Raw genomic sequence first — 23,648 nt, forward strand, 5'->3', positions numbered from 1 at the left:
ACTAACTAAAATTTCTAACTATGATTAATAATAAGGTTTTAGCCATTATCCTTGGCGGTGGGCAAGGCTCAAGATTGTATCCGTTAACAAAAGACAGATCAAAACCAGCAGTCCCCATTGCAGGAAAATATAGATTGGTAGACATCCCTATTTCAAACTGTATCAATGCCGATATTAAAAGAATGTATGTACTAACACAGTTTAATTCGGCGTCTTTAAACCGTCATATTAAAAATACATATCATTTTAGTTTTTTTAGTAGTGCTTTTGTTGATGTTTTAGCTGCAGAGCAAACACCACAAAACAAAACATGGTTTCAAGGAACTGCCGATGCTGTACGCCAAAGCATGCATCACTTTTTAAGACATGATTTTGAGTACTTCTTAATATTGTCAGGAGACCAACTATACCAGATGGATTATGAAGAGATGATTAATGCCCATGAAGAAAGTGGCGCTGAAATATCTATAGCCACTATTCCCGTAACAGCCAAAGAAGCTACGGAGTTTGGTATTTTAAAATCTGATGATGAAAACGTTATTACCTCATTTGTTGAAAAACCAGCTGCAGATCTCTTACCAGATTGGACCTCAGAGGTAAGTGATGAAATGAAAAGTCAAGGTCGTAACTATTTAGCCTCCATGGGTATCTATATCTTTAACAGAGATTTATTATCTAGTTTAATGAAGGATGACTCTACAATTGATTTTGGTAAAGAAATTATTCCTCAAAATATTGAAAAACATAAAACCCTTAGTTATCAGTATGAAGGGTATTGGACAGATATTGGAAATATCGACTCTTTCTTTGAGGCTAACCTAAAGCTTACCGACAATCTTCCTTTATTTGACTTATATGACAAAAAAAGAAGAATATACACTAGAGCAAGAATGTTACCCACTACTAAGCTATCCAATACCACGTGCGAAAAAACGGTAATTGCTGAAGGGTGTATTATTGGTGCTGCTAAAATTGAAAATTCTGTTATTGGTATTCGATCAAGAATAGGTGCAGAATCCACCTTAATAAATACCTATATGATGGGTTGTGATAAATATGAAAACCTTTTGGAAATAGATAGGGATAAAATTGAAATTTTAATGGGTATTGGTGAGCGGTGTTTTATAAAAAATGCCATTATAGATAAAAATTGTAGAATAGGAGACGATGTTAGAATAAACGGAGGTAAACACCTAGAAGACACCGAAACCGACACCTATTTTATTAAAGATGGGATAGTAGTGATTAAAAAAGGGGCTATCCTTCCGAAAAAATTTACCATTCAATAAACCAACATTTTTAATATAATTAAGATGCTAGACCAAAAACGTGTTGTAATAGATTATGTATCGCCAAGCGTAAACTGTGGTACATTTCATATAAAACGTGTTGTAAACGAAATTGTAAATGTAAGAGCTTTTATTCTTGCCGATGGCCATGATGTTTTAGGAGCTTCAGTATTATACAAGCACGAAAAAGAAAAAACCTGGAAAGAAACCCGAATGCAGCTAGATTTTAATAATGAATGGCAGGCATCTTTTACAGTAGAAAAACAAGGGTTTTATACCTATAAAGTAGAGGCTTGGGTAGATTATGCACTAAATTGGCAACATGGTATTATTAGAAAAATTGAAGATAACCAATATGTTATTTCTGAACTACTAGAAGGTGCCGAATACATTAATCAGATTTTAAAAAAAGTATCTTCAAAAGAGGACAAAGCCTACTTAAAACATCTTGAAACTATTTTTAAGAATGAGCAAACCTACGGAGAGGCAATTAACGAAGCCATTTCAGATAAACTTCATGATATTTTCTATAATAACCCTATTAAATTTCTAGAAAACACCTCAAACCCCTACAAGGTTTATGTGGATAGAAAAAAAGCACGGTTTAGCACATGGTATGAGTTTTTCCCACGTTCAGCTTCCGAGCATGAAGGTGTACACGGTACTTTTAAAGACTGTGAGCGTTTACTCCCTAGGATAAAAAATATGGGGTTTGATGTTGTTTATCTACCCCCAATACATCCCATTGGAGAAGTAAACCGTAAGGGAAAAAACAATACTACTGAAGCCAAAGAAGACGATGTAGGTTCTACTTGGGGCGTAGGTTCCAAGCTTGGTGGGCATAAAGCTATTCATCCTCAATTAGGAAATTTAGATGACTTTAAAGCTTTAGTAAAAAAGGCTAAAGAGCAAGATTTAGAAATTGCCATGGACTATGCTTTGCAAGCAGCTCCAGACCACCCTTGGGTAAAAGAACACCCAAAATGGTTTAAATGGCGACCCGATGGCACTGTACAATATGCAGAAAACCCACCAAAAAAATACCAGGATATTTTACCAATATATTGGGAAAGTGAAGAATACAAAGCCCTTTGGGAAGAATGCTTAGATATTTTAATGCATTGGATTGATTGTGGCATAGAAATATTTAGAGTTGATAATCCACATACCAAGCCCTTTTACTTCTGGAATTGGATAATTACCAAAGTAAAAGAAAAACATCCCAATATCATCTTTTTAGCAGAAGCATTCACAGCACCAAAAGTAATGCAACAACTCGCAAAACAAGGGTACACACAATCCTACACCTACTTTACATGGCGTAACAATAAACACGAATTAATTGAGTATGTAGAGGAGTTAACCAAAACAGAGCTCAAAGAATACATGCAACCTAATTTCTGGCCTAACACCCCAGATATTAACCCGTTTCATCTGCAAGGCACCGGAGATTCTAAGCACATTCAACGTTATGCGCTTGCAGCGACACTAAGTTCTTCTATTGGTATCTATGGTCCTGTTTTTGAATATATGCTATCCGATTCCCTATTAGGAAAAGAAGAGTATTTAAATTCTGAAAAATTTCAAATAACACATTACGACTGGACGATACAAAACAAACTAACCACCGTTATAGCAAAAATAAATTATATCAGGCATCACAATGAAGCACTTCAGCAAACAAATAACATTAAATTCTGTTATGTTGAAAATGATAATTTAATTGCTTTCTACAAGTGGAATGAAGCTAAAACAAATCACATACTGGTTGTTATAAGCCTAGATCATCTCAATTCCCAACAAGGTACAATACAAATGCCTTTGCACGAACTTGGTGTACATGCTGGCCACAATATGGAGATGCATGATCTGATTACAGACAATCGCTACAACTGGCATAATGAGTGGAATTTTGTGGAGCTACACCCTACATTACCATTTCATATATTTCAAATAAACAAGTAATATATGGTTGAAACCTCTTCTAAAAATAACGTAGAAACACCATGGGCTACTAATGTGGCTTGGGAGCAACTCCTTGACGATTCAAACTTTATGTCGGTGTTTCTTTCTGATATTTTAGAAGCGTATATTCAAAAACAACGATGGTATGGTGGTAAAGCAAGTAGGTTAAAATATATCGAGTTATCAGAATATTTCAGAATTCAACAAAATGAAGAGGTTTATTATGGTTTAATTCTGGAAGTTAATTTTGTTGAGGCGTTTTACCAACACTATTTTCTACCCATAGCTTTTGTAACACATGAAACCTTAGCAAAAAAAGACAGGATTTTACCCATTTCTATCAAAAGTAAAAAGGGGTACATAATAGACGCCGTAAATCTAGAATCCTTTAGAAAACTAGTTTTTGAGCGTATTCTAACTGCTGAACCTATCGACCTTACTAAAGTAAGATACCATAAAAGCGCACAACTAAAAGGAGCGTCTTACCAGTCCTCTAAATTTATGGGACTAGAGCAAAGCAATACATCAATAATTTATAATGATAGATATGTATTAAAGTTTTTTAGAAGGATATATTCAGATAAAAATCCCGATTACGAGATGAGTAGATACCTTTCTGAAAAACAAGGATTTACAAACACTCCGCCATATCTAGGAAGTATAAATATTATAGATTCTGAAAAAGATATCATTACCATTGCCTTGATGCAAAAGTTAATTCCCAATGAAGGAGACGCTTGGGATTATATGTTAAAAGAACTCCAAAAAATCTTTAAGGCATTTCTAGACAAGGGTATTTTATTGCATGATATTCCAAAAACAGAACGTTTTTTAAAGTTAAGCATCAATGATATGCCTCCCATTTTAATCGATTGGGTAGGACTTGATTTTTTAAAGAAAATCCAAACCTTAGCAAAACGTACAGCAGAAATGCACATAGCTTTGGGTTCTGAATTTGAGGAAATGGCTTTTACACCAACACATTACAATGGGGATTACGAAGTATGGCTAAAAAATAGATTACTCTATCAATTTCAAAATAGATTGAATACCATAGAAAACAATATGGGTAAACTTCAAGGAATGGCTTTGCAATTGGCCCAAGAGTTTTTAGATAAAAAAAATAGCATCCGTAAACGCTTTGTAAATTTCGATTGGACAAAGTTAAAAGGCCAACGCATAAGAGTTCATGGAGACTACCATCTTGGACAAATTCTGGTAAAAGATAACGATTTTTACATTTTAGATTTTGAAGGAGAACCAGAAAGTACAATTCGCGATAGAAAAGTTAAACAACCACCATTAAAAGATGTAGCAGGTTTATTTAGAAGCTTTCATTATGCAATTTACACGACCATTTTTAATCAATCAAAAGAAGATAATTCACCAGTACTTTTCGAAGCAGGAGAAGTCTTGTACGATTATATTATCGGACTCTTTTTAGGTACATACATTACTGAAGTAAGAAATGCCAATTTAAATATTGGTTACAACCAAGAACGCATATTTTTATTAAAATACGCCTTACTAGAAAAGGCTGTTTACGAGTTAGGTTACGAGCTTAATTCTCGCCCTGGGTGGGCAATTATTCCTTTAAAGGGAATTTCAAACATTATAAACAACTAACAACAAACCATGGCACACGTTAAACCTTACAGTTTATTTACAGAATTTGATATTAATTTATTTAAAGCAGGAAAACATTTTAGATTATACGAAAAATTTGGATCACACCTTGTAACCGTTGATGGTATTGAAGGTGTATATTTTGCTGTCTGGGCACCAAGTGCTAAACAAGTATCTGTAATTGGAGATTTTAATTATTGGATGGAAGGCGAACATCAATTAAACGTACGTTGGGATTCTAGCGGTATTTGGGAAGGGTTTATACCAATGGTAGGCAAAGGTGCTATTTACAAATATAAAATTCAAAGCCATCATAATGATGTAAAAACAGAAAAGGCAGATCCTTATGCAAGACGCAGTGAACATCCACCTAAAACAGCATCCATTGTTTGGGATGATACTTATAAGTGGAAGGATAGCAAATGGATGAAAACCCGTAAAAAAAACAATGCTATAGATGCGCCTTATTCTGTTTATGAAGTACACTTAGGCTCTTGGAAAAAGCATGTAGAGGAAAACAGATTTATGTCTTATTTTGAGCTTGCCGATGAACTGGTAAGCTATGTAAAAGAAATGAATTTTACTCATGTAGAATTAATGCCCATAATGGAATACCCTTACGACCCATCTTGGGGGTATCAAATAACAGGCTATTTTGCACCTACATCACGCTATGGTTATCCAGAAGAATTTAAATATTTAGTAGATAAACTACACCAAAACGATATAGGAATAATACTAGATTGGGTACCATCTCACTTCCCTGAAGATGCTCATGGCTTAGGCTTTTTTGATGGTTCGCATCTATATGAACACCCAGATAAGCGTAAAGGATACCATCAAGATTGGAAAAGTTTAATTTTTAATTATGAGCGTAACGAAGTACGATCCTTCTTGATAAGTAATGCCATTTTCTGGTTAGATCAATATCATGCAGACGGTTTGCGTGTAGACGCTGTGGCATCTATGCTATTCTTAGACTATTCCAGAGAAGATGGCGAATGGGAACCTAATATTTATGGCGGACGTGAGAACCTAGCAGTTATAGACTTCTTAAAACAATTAAATGAAGAAGTATATGCATCTTTCCCAGATGTACAAACCATTGCAGAAGAGTCTACCGCATTCCCAATGGTATCTAAACCAACATTTTCAGGAGGCTTAGGCTTTGGTATGAAGTGGATGATGGGGTGGATGCACGATACTCTAGAATACTTTAAAAAAGACCCTGTTTATAGAAAATACCATCATAACGAGATTACTTTTAGTTTAGCTTATGCCTTTACAGAAAATTTTATGTTACCGCTGTCTCATGATGAAGTTGTTTACGGTAAAAATTCAATTTTAGGAAGAATGCCCGGAGATGAGTGGCAACGCTTTGCCAATTTAAGGCTATTGTATGGATATATGTTTACCCATCCCGGTACCAAGCTGTTATTTATGGGTGGCGAATTTGGTCAGTATAACGAATGGGATTTTCAAGGTAGTTTAGATTGGAACTTGCTAGATTTTAAACCACATAAAGACATGCAGAACTATTTTAAACACTTAAACGGATTATACAAGTCTACACCTGCACTATATGAAAAAGGCTTTGATCATGAAGGTTTTGAATGGATTAGCTACGGTGATCACGAAAATTGTGTAATCTCCTATATACGAAAAGGGTATAATGATGAAGACAATGTGGCTGTAGTTTGTAATTTAACGCCATCTGTTCGCAAAAGCTACAAGATTGGGGTTAATGCAAAAGGGAAGCTTATTGAAATTTTTAACAGCGATGCCAAAGCATTTGGTGGTAGTGGCGTTGCAAATGCAAAACAAATTACTATTAAAAAATCAGAATGGAATGGTAAAGCCTATTCAGCAGAAATAACTTTACCACCATTAGCTGTAACTGTTTTTAAATTTAAAGCTTAATATTTTTAAAGCAAGCCATAGTCAAAATAGAAAAAATTACGCCTGTGGCTTGTTGATTATTCTGACGCACAGTGTGTTGTGTTTTTAATTTTATTTTTTCCTTCTAAAATTGCTATCAATTTTATCTCTCATTTAGCTATAAATAGCATAAAAAAGTATGCATTTTGCGCGCAATTAGTAATTCCCTAAATTTTTATCAGTTTATTTAAGTTCTGTTCTCTTTTTTAATGATTTTTTTACTGAAATGAAACTTCATAAACACCTAAAATTTAGTACTTTCGTTGATTAATTTTAATACCAATACCATGATATTAAATACAGAATTAGAATATAAAGGGAATTTATTTCCTTCCAAAATAGTTAAATACGAAAAAAACCTTAACGTTCTCTCATTTACTGCCGAAAACGGTGTTGTTTTAGAAGTTACAGTACGTCGCGACAGTATTTTACGTTTTCGATTTACAACTACTGGTATTTTTGAAAATGATTTTTCTTATGCCATTACAAAATACTCTAGTAGAGGATATAACCATCTGGAGGTAACTGAAGATGACGATAGCTACATCATCACAACATCAAAGTTAATTTGTAAAATTTCAAAAACAGATCTAAGAGCTTCTATTTTTGATGCCAAAGACAATACTTTAATTTGCGAAGACGAACTTGGTTTCCATTGGGAAGAAAGCTATGAGTTTGGTGGCGATGTTGTAAAAATGTCTAAAACATCACAACCAGGAGAAAGTTTTTACGGTTTAGGTGATAAACCTGTAGATAATAACCTTAAAGGCAAGCGTTTTGAAAATTGGGTAACAGATTCTTATGCCTATGGAAGGGAAACAGATCCAATCTATAAGGCAATCCCGTTCTACACCGCATTACATCATTCAAAAGCTTACGGTGTATTTTTCGATAATACATTCCGTACGTTTTTCGACTTCTGTCACGAACGTAGAAATATTACAAGTTTTTGGGCTCATGGTGGGGAAATGAATTATTACTTTATTTATGGTCCTGAAATGTCTGAAGTTGTTGCTAACTATACAGATTTAACAGGAAAACCTCATGAAATGCCTGCTTTATGGGCTTTGGGTTATCACCAATGTAAATGGAGCTACTACCCGGAATCTAACGTAAAAGAAATTACTGCAAAGTTTAGGGAATTACAGATTCCATGTGACGCCATATACTTAGATATTGATTACATGGAAGGCTTTAGGTGTTTTACTTGGAGTAAGGAATATTTCCCAGATCCTAAACGCATGGTAAAAGAGCTGGCTGACGATGGTTTTAAAACTATTGTGATTATAGATCCGGGGATTAAGATAGATATGGATTACTCTGTGTTTAAAGAAGGCTTAGAAAACGATTATTTCTGTAAACGTGCTGATGGTCCGTACATGAAAGGAAAAGTATGGCCTGGTGAGTGTTATTTCCCAGATTTTACAAAACCAGAAGTAAGGGATTGGTGGTCTGATTTATTTAAGGAACTTATTGAAGATATAGGCGTAAAAGGTGTGTGGAATGATATGAACGAACCTGCTGTAATGGACGTTCCTGGAAAAACTTTTCCTAATGATGTAAGACACGATTACGATGGAAACCCTTGTAGCCATAGAAAAGCACACAATGTTTATGGTATGCAAATGGCACGAGCTACATACCAAGGCTTAAAAAAGTTTTCGTATCCTAAACGCCCTTTTGTAATTACTAGAGCGGCATACTCAGGAACCCAACGTTATACCTCAAGCTGGACAGGTGATAATATAGCAACATGGGATCATTTAAATATTGCGAACCTGCAAGCACAACGTATGGCCATGTCTGGATTCTCATTTGTAGGGTCTGATATTGGTGGTTTTGCAGAACAACCTAATGGGGAGCTTTATGCTCGTTGGATCCAGTTAGGGATTTTCCATCCATTCTGTAGAACACACTCTTCTGGAGACCATGGAGATCAAGAGCCTTGGGCTTTTGGAGAAACGATAACCAATGTAGTGCGTAAGTTTATAGAATTAAGATATCAGTTACTACCGTACTTGTATACAGCATTTTGGCGTTACGCCGAAGAAGGTATTCCTATCTTAAAATCGTTGGTACTTTACGATCAAGAAGATCCACAAACGCATTACAGAAATGATGAGTTTGTTTTTGGAGAGAAAATTTTGGTTTGTCCTGTAAATGGCCCTAATCAAAAAGGAAGACGTATGTATGTCCCAAGAGGTAATTGGTATAATTTCTGGACGGATGAATTAGTTACTGGTGGTCAAGAAATATGGGTAGATGCAGATTTAGACAGTATGCCTATTTTTGTAAAAAAAGGTGCTATTATTCCAAAATACCCGATACAACAATACGTAGGTGAGAAAACCATTGATGAATTACTTTTAGATGTGTACTACACCGAAGGTAAGGAAGAGTCTATGGTTTATGAAGATGCTGGCGACGGTTACGACTATATAAAGGGTAGATATAGCTTGCGCAGTTTTAAACTTCTTGGAAAGAAAAAAGAACTTATCATTCAGCAACACAAAACAGGTAAATTCACAACTACCTATAAAACCTTTAAATTAGACTTACACGGGCTACCGTTTAAGATTAAAAAGGTACAAGTGGATAATGAAGATATACCTTTAAAAGACTTAAAAATAAACGGTGACAACTCTTTAACCCTAACAAAGGAGTTTACGGAGTTACATATTGTTGGGTAAACATCTTGTGAATTAAAAAGCAAAAGCCTCCAATTAGGAGGCTTTTTTTATTAAAAAATGTGTTTTGTTTATTTTTTAGCCTTAGCAGCAACAGTTTTACTATCAATTGATTTACCCAAGTACACAAATTTGTAACCCTCACCAACGTTCTCAATCGCTTTATTATGGGAAGATATTACTTCAAGTACTCCTTTTTTATCTTTTACAAGAAGTGGTATCATATCTTCCTGTGCTTTAGTTATCTCTATGAGTTCTTCATAATGTGCTCTGCTGTTAATATCTGTTTCATGTATTTCAGGAAATTTTCGGGACACCTCGGTTAAAGAGCTAAAATCATCTGTTGGAGAAAATAAGGCTTCCTTTGGTATGCTGTCAGGATCATCAATTTCATCAGAAGTAATCAATCTAAAGTAACCACTCTCCCCAAACTGGCCCCTAAAACGGTTTATGGCGTAATTATTTATGTCTTTACTCCCTGTTAGTGCCATTAAAAAACCTACATCACTAAGCTCTATATTGTTGTTTAATTCTTCAGAATAAATATCAGTATTAATGGCATCTAAGCCTTGTTCTTGTGCTATTTGTATATTGGTTTGGTTGCTGTCTATAAGTACTACATGCCTTCCATTATTTTCTAAATAGTCGCCAATAAGTCTAGCAAACGGGGATGCACCAACTATTAAAATACCTTCAGAGCGCTTAAGGAACACACCAACTATTTTAGCAAAAAAACGAGCAGTAGTTGCATTTAACAATACGGTGCCAAGCACAATCATAAATACTAAAGGTGTAATATATTCAGCTCCTTGCACACCCTGTTTTATAAGCTTACTTCCAAATAAAGAAGCTATACCCGCAGCTACAATACCTCGCGGGCCAACCCAGCTAATAAAAAGTTTTTCATTAAATTTTAGCTTAGAGCCTTGTGTACTTGCAAAAACAGCTAATGGCCTTATTAAAAACACTACCAAGCCAAATAAAGCCGCTGTTTTCCATGTATACAGCAGTCGCATATCTTCTATATTGATATTAGCTGCTAAAAGGATAAATAAAATTGAAATAAGCAGTACACTCAACGATTCTTTAAAGTATAAGAGCTCCTTAATACTTTCTAATTTTCCATTACCCAATACCATACCCATTACAACTACGGCCAATAAGCCAGATTCGTGTGCAAAAATTTCAGACTCTACAAACACCAAAAGAACAGCAGATAAGGACACTACATTTAATAAATAGTGCGGAATGAGTTTCTTATTAACCGCAAAAGCCAGCGCATGTGCAAACGTAAAACCAAACGTTGTACCAAAAAGCAAAATTTTTCCAAATTCTATAAGTGCTGTTTTAGTAAAACCACTATCTCCTCCTACGCTAATAAACTCAAAAACTAAAACCGCAACTAATGCACCAATAGGATCTATCAAAATACCCTCCCATTTTAAAACCGTAGATATATCTTTTTTAAGAGGTATATTTCTAAGAATGGGGGTAATTACTGTTGGTCCTGTAACTATTATTAAACCCGAAAACAATAAGGACAACTCCCAACTTAAGTTAAAAATAAAGTAAGCTAAAGCACCTGCACCAAAAAAAGTAATGGCAGAGCCTAGAGTAATTAACTTCGTTATTACAGGCCCAACGTTTCGTATTTCAGAGCGTTTAAGTGTAAGCCCACCTTCAAAAAGAATGATACTAATGGCTAAAGACACAAAATAGTACAGGCCTTCTCCTGGAAACAGGCCCTTTTCCCCATTCCAAATAGGTTCTATCCATTTAGTACCATCTTCACTTAAAAACTCAGAGGCTATGGGGCCTACCAATAATCCTATCAAGATTAATGGAAGTATAGCAGGAATCTTAAGTTTCCAAGCTACCCATTGTGCCAAAATTCCAAGAATAATAATGCCCGCAAGTTCTAGCATAATATATTTGTTGGTTTCAATTTAAGTGAAAGCACAAGATAATTCATATAATTGAAAAATCAATCTTTAAAAGTATAAGAATACACTTTTTTAAAAAAGGAGAGGTTTCTTAATAAATTCTTAAGTGTTTTTAACATTCTCATCTTATTTTGTAAATTCGTTCGCTATGACTTTATATCCCATAAATTCAGGAAATTTTAAATTAGACGGTGGTGCCATGTTTGGTGTGGTGCCAAAATCATTATGGAGCAGAACCAATCCTGCCGATGAAAAAAACATGATTGATCTTTGCGCAAGATGTTTGTTAATTGAAGAAGGTAATAGGCTGATTTTAATTGATACAGGTATGGGAAACAAACAATCAGACAAGTTTTTTGGATACTATTACATGTGGGGTAATGATAGCATTGACACATCTTTAAAGAAGCATGGCTTCCATAGAGACGATATTACAGATGTGTTTTTAACACATTTACATTTTGACCATTGTGGCGGAGCAATTCAATGGAATAAAGATAGAACGGGTTATGAATCTGCATTTAAAAACGCTTACTTTTGGAGCAATAAAAACCATTGGGAATGGGCAACCAACCCAAACGCCCGAGAAAAAGCTTCGTTTTTAAAGGAAAATATTTTACCCATTGAAGAAAGTGGTAGATTAAAATTTATTGATGTTCCTAATGGAGATTTACTTCAAAACTCTAGTTTGGGTTTTGATGTTTTTTTTGCTGATGGACATACAGATAAACAAATGATACCTATAATACATTATAAAGGCAAAACTATTTGTTTTATGGCAGACTTACTACCAACCGCAGGCCATACACCTTTACCTTATGTTATGGGTTACGATATGCGCCCTTTACAAACTTTAAATGAAAAAGAGAAGTTTTTAAATATGGCCGCAGATAATGGTTCTTATTTGTTTTTAGAGCATGATGCTCATAATGAGGTTGTAACTGTTAAACACTCAGATAAAGGCGTGCGACTAGAGAATATTTTATCTGCCAAAGACATTTTTAATTAAGAAAGACTAATTCAAATACATACATGAGAACATTTAAACAACTAATAGTAATAGTATTGGTTTCATCAATACTGTCAGGATGTGGAAGCACAGGAGCAATTCTATTAACTCCAGAAGAAAATATTGATACAATACCATTAAAAGTTTCTGATTTAACTAAAGCAGAAAAACAAAACTGGGGGCATTTAGATTTGTTAGTAGACACCATTCCTGGAATGAGTGTAGATAAAGCTTACACAGAAATTATAAAAAACAAGAAAGGTAAAAAAGTAATTGTTGCTGTTATAGATTCTGGAATTGATATTGACCACGAAGACTTAGATGACAATATTTGGACTAATAAAGATGAAAAGCCAGGAAACGGAAAAGACGATGATAACAATGGTTATATCGACGATGTTCATGGGTGGAATTTCTTAGGAGAAGGTTATAACGAACAATTAGAATATGTTAGGATTTTAGCTAGCGGAAACACCAATCATCCAGATTATGCTGCAGCAAAAGCTGAATATGATAAAGAATACTCTAAATGGACACAGCGAAAAACGCAATATGACCAAATTTATCAGCAATTTAAAAGTGCAGATGAAACACTTACGACACATTTTGGTAAAAAAGATTATACCCAAAAAGAGGTTGCTGGAATAAAAACAGAGGAACAAACATTAATGCAAGCAAAACAAATAGCACAATACATATATAGTAACGATGTAGATTCTATTGCAGATGCTGTTGAAGAAATTAAAGAAGCAGTAGAAAGCATTAACGATAGGTTAAACTACAATCTAAATAAAGAGTTTAAAGGTAGAGTTAATGGAGACGACCCCGAAAATATGGCGAATAAATTCTATGGCGATGGTAATGTTAAGCCTGTTAAAAAATCCGAAAGCCATGGTACCCATGTAGCTGGTATTATCGCAGCAGAACGCAATAATGGTCTAGGAGCCAACGGTGTAGCCAATAATGTAGAAATTATGAGCATAAGAACCGTACCCAATGGAGATGAATACGATAAAGATGTAGCTCTTGCCATTAGATATGCTGTAGACAATGGTGCCTCAATTATCAACGGAAGTTTTGGTAAAAGTTTCTCTCCTCATAGTGATTGGGTAAGAGATGCCATTGCTTATGCCTCTAAAAATGATGTGGTTTTTGTACATGCGGCAGGAAACGACAGTAAAAATGTTGATGTTGAACCTAACTTTCCTGATGATAACATCAACGGAGAAGAAATATCTAATACCTACATAAGGGTTGGTGCTTTAGCTCCTAAATATGGTTCTGGGTTATTGGCAGGGTTTTCCAACTACGGTAAAAACAATGTAGATGTATTTGCTCCTGGAGCGCAAGTATATTCTACAACTCCAGAAAATGAGTACGATACAAAGGGAGGAACATCAATGGCAGCGCCTGCAGTGGCTGGTGTTGCAGCATTAATTCGCTCTTATTACCCAAATTTATCGGCTGCTCAGGTAAAACAAATTATTATGGACTCTGGTTTAGAAATTAAAACCAAGGTGATTGTTGGAGGTAATGCCAGCGATATACAACCTTATAAGGATATTGTAAAATCTGGTAAAATTGTAAATGCCTATAATGCCTTAATTATGGCATCTAAAATGGCAAATTAAAATTTATAAATTGTTTAGGCTGCTTAGAATGCTTTTCAAGCAGCCTTTTTTTATTAAGTATACTATGAAAAGAATTTCTGTTTACTCACTTGTTTTTTTAATAACTATAGCGTGTTCTGGTGCTAAAAATGTGGTTAAAACACCTAGTACCCCTGAAACGCCTCAAGCCATTGCACCATCATACAGTTCATCCACCTCTAACTACTGGCAACAACATGTAGATTATAAAATGGAAATAGATATGGATGTGGACACCTATCAATACAAAGGGAAACAGGAATTAGTATATACAAATAACTCCCCAGGCATACTTAATAAAGTCTTCTACCACCTCTATTTCAATGCCTTTCAACCAGGGAGCGAAATGGACGTGCGCTCCAGAACCATAGCAGATCCAGATTCGCGAGTAGGCGACCGCATAAGCAAATTAAAGCCCAATGAAATTGGTTACATACATGTAAATAGCTTAAAACAAAATGGAAAATCCCTAAACTTTGAAACTGTTGGAACAATACTAGAGGTAAATTTGGCATCGCCAATACATCCCGGAGAAAGTGTAACCTTTAATATGGATTTTGATGCACAAGTACCCGTACAAATTCGCCGTTCTGGAAGAAATAACAAAGAAGGGGTTGCGCTCTCTATGACGCAATGGTATCCCAAATTAGCAGAATACGATTTTGAAGGTTGGCATGCCGATCCTTATATAGGACGTGAATTTCATGGTGTTTGGGGTAATTTTGATGTGAAGTTAACTATTAACAAAAACTATGTAGTTGGGGGCACAGGTTATTTACAAGAAGAAAAAGATTTAGGCACAAAAAAGATGCTTCATTTTAAAGCACCTAATGTGCATGATTTTACTTGGGCTGCAGACCCCGATTATATTCATGATACAATGCAGGTTCCCAATGGCCCTCTTTTAAACTTCTATTATAAAAGCACTTTAGATAAGGACAAGTTAGAGAATTGGAAAAAACTACAACCTAAAACTGTTGAGCTAATGCAGTACTTTAGTCAACACATTGGTAAGTACCCTTATAAACAATATTCTGTAATTCAAGGAGGAGATGGCGGTATGGAATACGCTATGTGTACATTAATTACTGCAAATAGAAAATTTGGAAGTTTAGTGGGTGTTACCGCTCATGAAATGGCACATACTTGGTTTCAGTTTTTATTGGCCACTAACGAAGCTAAGCACGAATGGGTAGACGAAGGTTTTACCTGCTATATAAGCGATTGGGCTATGAACGATATTTTTAATAGAAACAACCCAAACCCAACAGCAAGAGCCTACGAAAGTTACAAATACCTAGCTACATCGGGCAAAGAACAGCCATTAACCACACATGCCGATAGATACAAGTACAATCAAGCTTATGGTATTTCTGCCTATAATAAGGGGGAAGTATTTTTAGCGCAATTAGGTTATGTTATTGGTAACGACAACCTCAAAAAAACAATAAAACAGTTCTTTAAAGACTGGGCTTTTAAACACCCAACACCTAATGATTTTATCCGTATTGCCGAAAAAGTATCTGGTTTAGAATTAGATTGGTACTTAATTGATTTTGCGCAAACTACAAATACTATTGATTACGCTGTTACATCTGTAGAAAATAATAGCATTACCCTAGAGCGCAAAGCATTGATGCCAATGCCTATTGATTTAAAGGTTGTGTATGAAGATAACTCCACCGAAAACTTTTATATCCCTTTACAAATGATGAGAGGAGAAAAACCAACCTCAGCAACGATAATAAAAGATTGGGCTTGGGCGTATCCAACGTATACGTTTAAAACCTCAAAACCTGTAAAATCGGTAGAGATAGACCCTAGTAAGCTTATGGCTGATGTAAACGATACCAACAACACTTGGGCTAAAGACAAATAGGAGCATGTATTTTTTTAATATTTAAGTTGTTCGTTACTTACTTAGTAATGGAAAACACAAGCGCTTATATCTTGATTTCATTACCTTTAACCCCAAAATACAAGGCTCTTGAAATTTACCTATTCAAAACAAGAAAAACTAAAAAGCAAAAAACTTATAGAGCAGTTGTTTGCTGAAGGGCAATCGGTATCAGCCTTTCCGCTTCGTCTTGTATATTTAGGCACTACTTTTGATGATGCTGTGATAGCAAAAACAGGGGTTTCAGTATCTAAACGCCATTTTAAAAAAGCAGTAGATAGAAATCGTATAAAACGCTTGTTAAGAGAAGCTTATCGGCTTAACAAAGCCTCTTTTTTTAACAATTTATCAACGCAATATGCGTTTATGATTCTGTATATTGGCAAAGAGAAGCCTACTTATACCCAAGTTGAAAACAGTATGAAACGTTTATTTGATAAATTTTTAAACAATGTTTCATAAACCTAAATATACTCGCTTATGAAATTCTTTCTTTACGCATTAATTACCGCCTTACCATTGATGTGCTCGTCTCCTAAAGTAGAATCTCCCATATATGAAGAGTCTGCGGAATTAGACTTTAATTATAGTGATAGCGAAGTATTGAGCTCTTCAATATTCAAATCTTACGGTGTTCCGATTCCAGAGGATAAAGTGGAACAAAAAGTTATAAAGACTGCTTATCTAAAATTTGAAACCCAAGATTTAGAACAAAGCCACAGTCAAATTCTAAAAGCAATAAAAGCTAGTAAAGGTTTTATTCAAGATGATAATTCTAATAAATCATATAACACTCTCACCAGACATTTAATTATTAGAATTCCATCCTCAAACTTTCAAACAGCCATAGATTCTATAAGTAAAAATGTATCTTTTTTTGATAGTAAGCGTATTTCAGCAAAAGACGTTACCGAAGAATTTATAGATTTAGAAGCAAGATTAAAAGCCAAACAAACTCTAGAAAAACGATATTTAGAGCTTTTAAATAAAGCCAAAAATGTAAAAGAAATATTAGAAATAGAACGAGAACTCTCAGATATTAGGGAGGAAATAGAGGCGAAACAAGGTCGTTTAAAATATCTTCAAAATAAAGTGTCCTTGAGCACTATTGATATTGAATTTTACAAATTATCATCAGAAGCTCCTATAGCAAAAAGTTATGGAACTAAAATGTGGAATGCCATTAAAGGTGGTGCTGATGGAATATCTATATTCTTTTTAGGAATACTCTATATTTGGCCACTAATAATTATTATAATTATTGGTATATTTTTGTTAAGACGATGGATGAAAAAAAGAAAAAATAAATGAAAAATATGTTTAAAAAGAAAGTAATAATACCAGCATTTTTATGCATAGTTTTTATAAGCACAACAGCTTTTAAAAACGATTTTTTTGAAATAGCCAAGCAAATAGAAATTTTTACAACGCTATACAAAGAAATTAACATGAATTATGTAGATGAGACCAACCCTGCAGACTTGATGGATACTGCTATAAAAAGCATGTTAGACGATTTAGATCCCTACACACGCTTTATGAACGAACAAGATGTAGAAGCCGCTAGGATAAACAACACAGGAGATTATACAGGTATTGGAGCTCGTGTAAAAACACTAAAAGATAAACTTGTTATAGTAGAACCATACAAAGATTATCCAGCAGACAAGGCAGGATTAAAAGCAGGAGATGAAATTATTAAAGTAGGAGATATTACTGTTTCAGATTATAAGGACGATTCTGGTAACCTACTACAGGGAGCTTCAGGAAGTATGGTAGAAGTTACTTTTAAGAGAAATAACCAAACCAAAACTGCAACTATAGAACGTGCAGAAGTAGAAATAAAAGCAGTACCCCATTACTCCTTGGTAGATAAAAAAACGGGGTACGTTGTTTTAAGCAAATTTAATAGAAAAGCCTCTGCAGAAACCAGCTATGCAGTAAGAGATTTAAAAGCTCAAGGTGCTGAGCGTATTATTTTAGACTTAAGAGGAAACCCTGGAGGATTATTAAACGAAGCTGTAAACATTGTAAACTTATTTGTGCCCAAAGGACAATTGGTAGTAACCACAAAATCTAAAGTAAAAAAGTACAACAAACAGTACTTTACAAGTAGAGCACCTTTAGATACTGAAATACCTCTAGTGGTATTAATTGATGGTTCCAGTGCTTCAGCAAGTGAAATAGTTTCTGGGACTTTACAGGATTTAGACCGCGCTGTGATTGTAGGAAACAGAAGTTTTGGTAAAGGCTTGGTACAGCGCCCTAAACGATTAACATATGGTACACAAGTAAAAATTACTATTTCAAGATATTATACACCATCAGGAAGGTGTATTCAGTCCTTAGATTATTGGAATAGAAATGAAAATGGAGAAGCCGTACGTGTAAAACAAGAAAACTATAACGAATTTAAGACCAAAAATGGCCGTAAAGTATTTGATGGTGGAGGTATTTTTCCGGATGTGGCCATCGACAAAATTAAAAACACAACAATTACCAAAGCCATCTTAAGCAGTGGTTTAATTTTTGATTTTGCTACAGACTACTATTATAAACACCCATCTTTAAGCATAGATAACTTTAAATTAACTGATACCGATTTTAATGATTTTAAAACATTCTTAAAGAAGAACAATTTTTCGTTTACCACAGATACCGAAAAGGCGCTTTATAAAGCATATGAAACCTCAATTAATGAAAATTTAAATGACGCTATTAAACCCAGTTATGAAGCACTTATTTCAACCCTAAGAACATCAAAAGATGAAGCTATAAACGAACATAAAAGTTTTATTTTAAAATCCCTTACAGAGGAAATTGTTAAACGCTATGCATACCGTGAAGGTTTGTATGAATATTATAAGAATAATGATGCGCATATTCAAAAAAGTGTGCAAATCCTCGGTAATACCATGACATACATGGATTATTTAAGGTAGATTTTTAAAAAATACTATCTTTATCCATCAATAGCTCCCCAGAATGCATAGACCGCTTGTAATCATATTGTTATGCTTTCAAATGAGTATTGCTTTTTCTCAAATGCAATATACTCATGATGTATATTTTAATACAGATGAATACATAGTGCCTAAAACCGAAGAAAATAGGTTACTCCTTTTTATTTCCAAACTTCAAGATATAAAGATAGAATCTATCACTATTTATGGCTTTTGCGATGATGTGGGTGCCGATTCTTATAATATGGTATTATCACAACAACGTGCAGATGCCATAAAAACTATTTTTGCAAATAACGAAATAAGCGAATCCCTTATTAGTAATGTTGATGGCAAAGGCGAAATATTACTAAAAATTGTTAATGAAAGCGATATTTTAAAAATAAGAGGACTTAATAGAAAGGTAGAAATAATTGTTACAGAAAAAACTAAAGCACCAGAGGTTACAAAAGAAGAGCATACTGCTGAAAATCCTACAGTTGCAGAACAAATAAAAGGGTCTTTAGAAGTAGGCGATAAAATAGTTTTTAAAAACATTCTCTTTAAAACGGGTTATAGCACTGTAGTTTCAAAGTCTAAAAAAACCCTAGAAGATATTGCCAAAGCCTTAGTAGAGCGTGAAGATATTTATTTTACCATTCAAGGCCATGTATGTTGCACTAAATACACCCGGGATGCTGTTGATAAGAAAACTAAAAAACGTAATTTATCAGTAGCACGTGCTAAATATGTTTACGATTATTTTGCTAAAAAAGGCGTTGATAAGAGACGTATGCGTTACATAGGTTTGCGAAGAAAATTTCCTTTAGGTGGCGATCCAGAATTTGATAGGCGTGTTGAAATTGTAATTACCTACATAGGAAATAACACGAAGTAAATAAGAATGTCTCTCAAATTATACCTTCTATCTTTTTTTGTTGCTCTTCTCTTTTTTAAAACAGGTTTTTCCCAAACTTTTGTTCCAGACAATAATTTTGAGCAAGCCTTGATTGATCTGGGTTTAGATACAGCACCCTTAGACGATTTTGTTCCCACAACTAATATAGTTGGTGTTACTAGCTTAACTATAGATAACAGAGGTATTCAAGATTTAACAGGTATTGAGGACTTTTCTGCACTTACCCAATTATTCGTTCAAAATAATTTACTAACTACCATAGATATCAGTACCAACACAAATCTTCAAATTTTATGGTGTTTTAATAATGCACTACCTAATTTAAATGTAAGCAATAATCAAAATTTAATATCGTTACGATGTGACGGGAACGGTGTTTCAACATTAGATTTATCTAACAACCCAGAGCTAAATGTATTAACCTGCGAAAATAACACCATTCAAAATTTAGATGTATCAATAAATACAAAATTGAATCGATTGGTTTGTGGCAATAACCTTTTAACAAATTTAAACCTCTCTAATAATCCCGAAATTTCACAACTAGATTGTAGTAACAACCAAATTAGCAATCTTGATATGTCTAATAATACATCCATAACACTTTTAAATTGCGCTAATAACAGTATTAACGAACTAGATACTTCATTACAAAACCAACTTATTGAGCTAGATTGTAGCAACAACCAGTTATGTTATTTAAATGTAAATAATGGTAATAACCAAAATGTTACGTCAATGAATTTTGATGGCAATACAGATTTAACATGTGTTATAGTAGATAATGTATTGGACGATCGTCCCTCTTGGGTTCCACTAAATTATCAACATTATGTAGTATCCATAAACGCCTGTAATGAAAAGGTGCCTGTAGATATTTTAGATACTTATATAGGTACATCCTTTACCTTACCGCCATTAAACAATGGTGCATATTATACTGGAACTTTTGGTAGTGGTAGCGTTTTAAATGAAGGAGATGTGATAACCCAAACACAAACTATTTACATCTACAACGAAAATAATTGTTTTAATAACCAAAGTAATTTTAGTATTGTAATATCAAATAAACCCTATCTTATTCCAAAATATTTTACACCTAATAATGATGGTATAAATGATGTTTGGAAAGTTGTAGACCCCAACAATAACGTTAATAGTATATCTATTTTTAACAGACATGGACAACTTTTAAAGTTTTTACCATCTAAAGCTCTGAGTTGGAATGGTACATTCAACGGAAAACTTTTACCTAGCGATAGTTATTGGTACGAAATCGTACTAAACAATAGGGAAGTGGTACGAGGCTATTTTGCCTTAAAACGTTAATTACTCTTTTATCATAGCAATATGTGGAATACCATCCTCTAGATACTCCTCTCCTATTTGCTTAAATCCTAAATTATTATAAAAATGCTCTAAATGCGATTGGGCAGAGATCTTTAATTTAGTTTCATTGAAGTGTAACTTAATTGCTTTAATAGAAGCTTCCATAATACTGTATCCATAGTTATGGGCTCTTTCACTTTGCTTTACCACTACTCTACCAATACTGGCTTTATCAAAATAATTTCCTGGTTTAAAAATACGCGTATAAGCTACTAATGTTTCATCTTTAAAACCTAAAACATGCAGTGCTTTTTCGTCATTACCATCCATATCTTGATAGACACAATCCTGTTCAACAACAAATACCTCTGTACGTAATTGTAAAACGTTATATAATTCGTGTAAGGTTAATTCATTAAAAGTTTTTACAGTAATCTTCACTTAAAATTCATTTAAAAAGCTGCTACCACAACACCTAGCGCAACTATCTGCTATAATTATTTCTTAATCCTGTACTATTACTTCTTTTGCATCATCCTTGCCATACTCTGGTTGAATATTTACATGATTAATATCGTATTTATGTAATACCAGGGTTTCAATATCCTTTAAAATAGCATCAAATTTAGATAAGGTAATATCCTCATTAAAATCAATATGTGCCTCTAAATGAATTTCATCTTCATTAAGTTGCCATACATGCACATGATGTGTGTTTTTTACAGACTCAAAAGCATTAATCTCATCAACAATATGTTGTACGGGAATATGGTCTGGAGTAAATAACATCAATACTTTTGTTGAATTTTTTAATAAATCCCACCCCATCCAAATTAAGTATAATGCAATAGCAAAAGTTAATACACTATCTACCCAAAAAACTTCAAAAAACTTCATTAATAAACCACCAAGCAACACTGCAACACTTGCCATCATATCAGTTAATAAGTGTATGTAAACACTTTTCATATTCATGTTAGCATTAGCATCTTTCTTAAGCAATAACACACTAAATCCATTACCCAGAATAGCAATAACAGATAACCATATTACCAAGTTAGATGCAATACTTTGTGGGTTTTTAAAACGTTCTACAGCTTCAACAATCAATAAAATAGCAACTATTATTAAAGTAGCAGCATTGATAAAGGCTGCTAAAATTTCAGCCCGCTTATAACCAAACGTCTTTTTACTGGAAGCTTTTCTTCTAGCAAGTCGGTTAGCTATATAGCTAATAACAAGCGATAAAACATCACTAAAATTGTGTAAAGCATCACTTAATAATGATAAACTACCTGATATAATACCACCAATAACTTGAGCTATGGTAATAACAATATTAAGTAAAATAGAAATAAATAGATTACGACCCTTTAAGTCGCCATGATGGTGGTGCGTGTGATTATGATCATGCGAATGGCCCATCTTCTATATCTAGTAAAAATGAATTAACAAGATAACGGAATTTTATCTATTCGGTTTTGGTGTCTCCCGCCTTCAAAATTGGTATTTAAAAACGTTTCTACCATTTGTATAGCTTGCGGTATAGCAGTAAAACGTGCCGGAATACATAATACATTTGCATTGTTATGTTGTCGTATTAATTCCACAATTTCTTTGGTCCAACATAAACCAGCTCTAATTTCTTGATATTTATTAGCAGTCATAGCTACACCATTGGCACTACCACAAATTAAAATACCAAAATCAGCATCTTTGTCTACTATTGTTTTTGCAACAGGGTGTACAAAATCTGGATAATCTACACTGTCATGAACATCGGTGCCATAATTATTAACAGTATGTCCTTTACTTTCTAGATACGTTTTAATGGCAAATTTATAATCTGTACCTGCGTGATCGTTTCCTATTGAAATTGTCATGATAGTATTAAATAAGTAGTTTTACACCACAAAGTTACTAAATCCTAATACTGTTAACTAGATATTTAATGACTTGTTAATATCTCTTGATGAAATTTGATAAAAATAAGTTGTAAAATTCCTTAAAAATTACAATCCATAACATTTACATAACATACAAATTAGTTTATGTAAATTTTTGGTTAAGTTATCAGCACCTTAAGGTATAGTTTTAAGCTATGTTAACAACCAGAAATAGTAAACATTTTTTGTTAGTAGTAGTTTTTCACAATTGTTAATAGTAAAATGAAATTGACTAAATTTTAAGATATTACATTTTTAAAAGCTGTTAATTTCCTATCAACAAAAATCAATAAGATATATTTCAAAATAATACCTAAAAAAGTTATACCGTTATTAACACACTATTATAATCATCATTTATTTTTTTAAATTTTAAAAAGAAAATATTAATATGATATATAATGTGGATAAGTAAATAATGTATGGTAAAACGAGTTTAAACTTAAAAAAACATCCATTTAATATTAAAACCGTAGTTTTGTGAAAACTTGATATCTTCACTATGCTTT

Annotated in this window: 17 protein-coding genes; 13 read left to right on the forward strand and 4 right to left on the reverse strand. The window is 33.8% G+C overall.

The window, feature by feature from the left end; genetic code table 11:
- The first annotated feature begins 20 nt into the window (after window positions 1-20).
- From JS605_RS05125 to JS605_RS05145, 5 genes are all read left to right on the forward strand, one after another.
- A complete protein-coding gene (locus JS605_RS05125; protein WP_203256578.1) occupies window positions 21-1,289 on the forward strand; it encodes a glucose-1-phosphate adenylyltransferase in 1,269 nt (422 codons plus the stop codon).
- 24 nt (window positions 1,290-1,313) lie between these two features.
- Window positions 1,314-3,254, forward strand: a complete 1,941-nt coding sequence (locus JS605_RS05130) for an alpha-1,4-glucan--maltose-1-phosphate maltosyltransferase (protein WP_203256579.1) — start codon at window positions 1,314-1,316, stop codon at window positions 3,252-3,254.
- 3 nt (window positions 3,255-3,257) lie between these two features.
- Window positions 3,258-4,880 (forward strand): trehalose synthase, encoded by a 1,623-nt coding sequence (locus tag JS605_RS05135; RefSeq protein WP_203256580.1) that lies wholly within the window; start codon window positions 3,258-3,260, stop codon window positions 4,878-4,880.
- A 9-nt stretch (window positions 4,881-4,889) separates the two neighbouring features.
- Window positions 4,890-6,800 (forward strand): 1,4-alpha-glucan branching protein GlgB, encoded by a 1,911-nt coding sequence (gene glgB / locus JS605_RS05140; RefSeq protein ID WP_203256581.1) that lies wholly within the window; start codon window positions 4,890-4,892, stop codon window positions 6,798-6,800.
- 305 nt (window positions 6,801-7,105) lie between these two features.
- Window positions 7,106-9,508: a glycoside hydrolase family 31 protein gene (locus JS605_RS05145; RefSeq protein ID WP_203256582.1), complete on the forward strand. Its 2,403-nt coding sequence runs from the start codon at window positions 7,106-7,108 to the stop codon at window positions 9,506-9,508.
- Between the two features lie 68 nt (window positions 9,509-9,576).
- On the opposite strand, the gene JS605_RS05150 is transcribed toward JS605_RS05145, so the two are convergent.
- A complete protein-coding gene (locus JS605_RS05150; protein WP_203256583.1) occupies window positions 9,577-11,430 on the reverse strand; it encodes a cation:proton antiporter in 1,854 nt (617 codons plus the stop codon).
- 166 nt (window positions 11,431-11,596) lie between these two features.
- On the opposite strand from JS605_RS05150, the gene JS605_RS05155 reads away from it, so the two are divergent.
- The 8 genes from JS605_RS05155 (at window position 11,597) to JS605_RS05190 (ending at window position 21,193) form a co-directional block, all read left to right on the forward strand.
- Complete coding sequence (locus JS605_RS05155; protein ID WP_203256584.1) at window positions 11,597-12,457, forward strand: MBL fold metallo-hydrolase; 861 nt, start codon at window positions 11,597-11,599, stop codon at window positions 12,455-12,457.
- Between the two features lie 23 nt (window positions 12,458-12,480).
- On the forward strand, window positions 12,481-14,088 hold the full coding sequence (locus JS605_RS05160) for a S8 family peptidase (protein WP_203256585.1): 1,608 nt from the start codon (window positions 12,481-12,483) through the stop codon (window positions 14,086-14,088).
- A 64-nt stretch (window positions 14,089-14,152) separates the two neighbouring features.
- Window positions 14,153-15,985 carry a M1 family metallopeptidase gene (locus JS605_RS05165; RefSeq protein WP_203256586.1) on the forward strand — a complete coding sequence of 611 codons (1,833 nt, stop codon included), beginning with the start codon at window positions 14,153-14,155 and terminating at the stop codon, window positions 15,983-15,985.
- A 108-nt stretch (window positions 15,986-16,093) separates the two neighbouring features.
- Window positions 16,094-16,465 (forward strand): ribonuclease P protein component, encoded by a 372-nt coding sequence (gene rnpA, locus JS605_RS05170; RefSeq protein ID WP_203256587.1) that lies wholly within the window; start codon window positions 16,094-16,096, stop codon window positions 16,463-16,465.
- A gap of 18 nt (window positions 16,466-16,483) precedes the next feature.
- On the forward strand, window positions 16,484-17,314 hold the full coding sequence (locus JS605_RS05175) for a DUF4349 domain-containing protein (RefSeq protein ID WP_203256588.1): 831 nt from the start codon (window positions 16,484-16,486) through the stop codon (window positions 17,312-17,314).
- A complete protein-coding gene (locus tag JS605_RS05180) occupies window positions 17,311-18,945 on the forward strand; it encodes a S41 family peptidase (protein WP_203256589.1) in 1,635 nt (544 codons plus the stop codon). The genes JS605_RS05175 and JS605_RS05180 overlap by 4 nt, the downstream gene beginning before the upstream one ends.
- A gap of 82 nt (window positions 18,946-19,027) precedes the next feature.
- Window positions 19,028-19,843: an OmpA family protein gene (locus JS605_RS05185; protein ID WP_239000253.1), complete on the forward strand. Its 816-nt coding sequence runs from the start codon at window positions 19,028-19,030 to the stop codon at window positions 19,841-19,843.
- A gap of 6 nt (window positions 19,844-19,849) precedes the next feature.
- Window positions 19,850-21,193 carry a T9SS type B sorting domain-containing protein gene (locus tag JS605_RS05190; protein WP_203256591.1) on the forward strand — a complete coding sequence of 448 codons (1,344 nt, stop codon included), beginning with the start codon at window positions 19,850-19,852 and terminating at the stop codon, window positions 21,191-21,193.
- Here JS605_RS05190 and JS605_RS05195 read toward each other — a convergent pair whose 3' ends face one another.
- From JS605_RS05195 to rpiB, 3 genes are all read right to left on the reverse strand, one after another.
- A complete protein-coding gene (locus JS605_RS05195) occupies window positions 21,194-21,634 on the reverse strand; it encodes a GNAT family N-acetyltransferase (protein ID WP_203256592.1) in 441 nt (146 codons plus the stop codon).
- Between the two features lie 63 nt (window positions 21,635-21,697).
- Window positions 21,698-22,618 (reverse strand): cation diffusion facilitator family transporter, encoded by a 921-nt coding sequence (locus JS605_RS05200; protein ID WP_203256593.1) that lies wholly within the window; start codon window positions 22,616-22,618, stop codon window positions 21,698-21,700.
- Between the two features lie 23 nt (window positions 22,619-22,641).
- Window positions 22,642-23,076, reverse strand: a complete 435-nt coding sequence (rpiB, locus tag JS605_RS05205) for a ribose 5-phosphate isomerase B (protein ID WP_203256594.1) — start codon at window positions 23,074-23,076, stop codon at window positions 22,642-22,644.
- Window positions 23,077-23,648: the final 572 nt, after the last annotated feature.

The organism is Hyunsoonleella ulvae (assembly GCF_016827605.1).
GTDB lineage: Bacteria > Bacteroidota > Bacteroidia > Flavobacteriales > Flavobacteriaceae > Jejuia > Jejuia ulvae.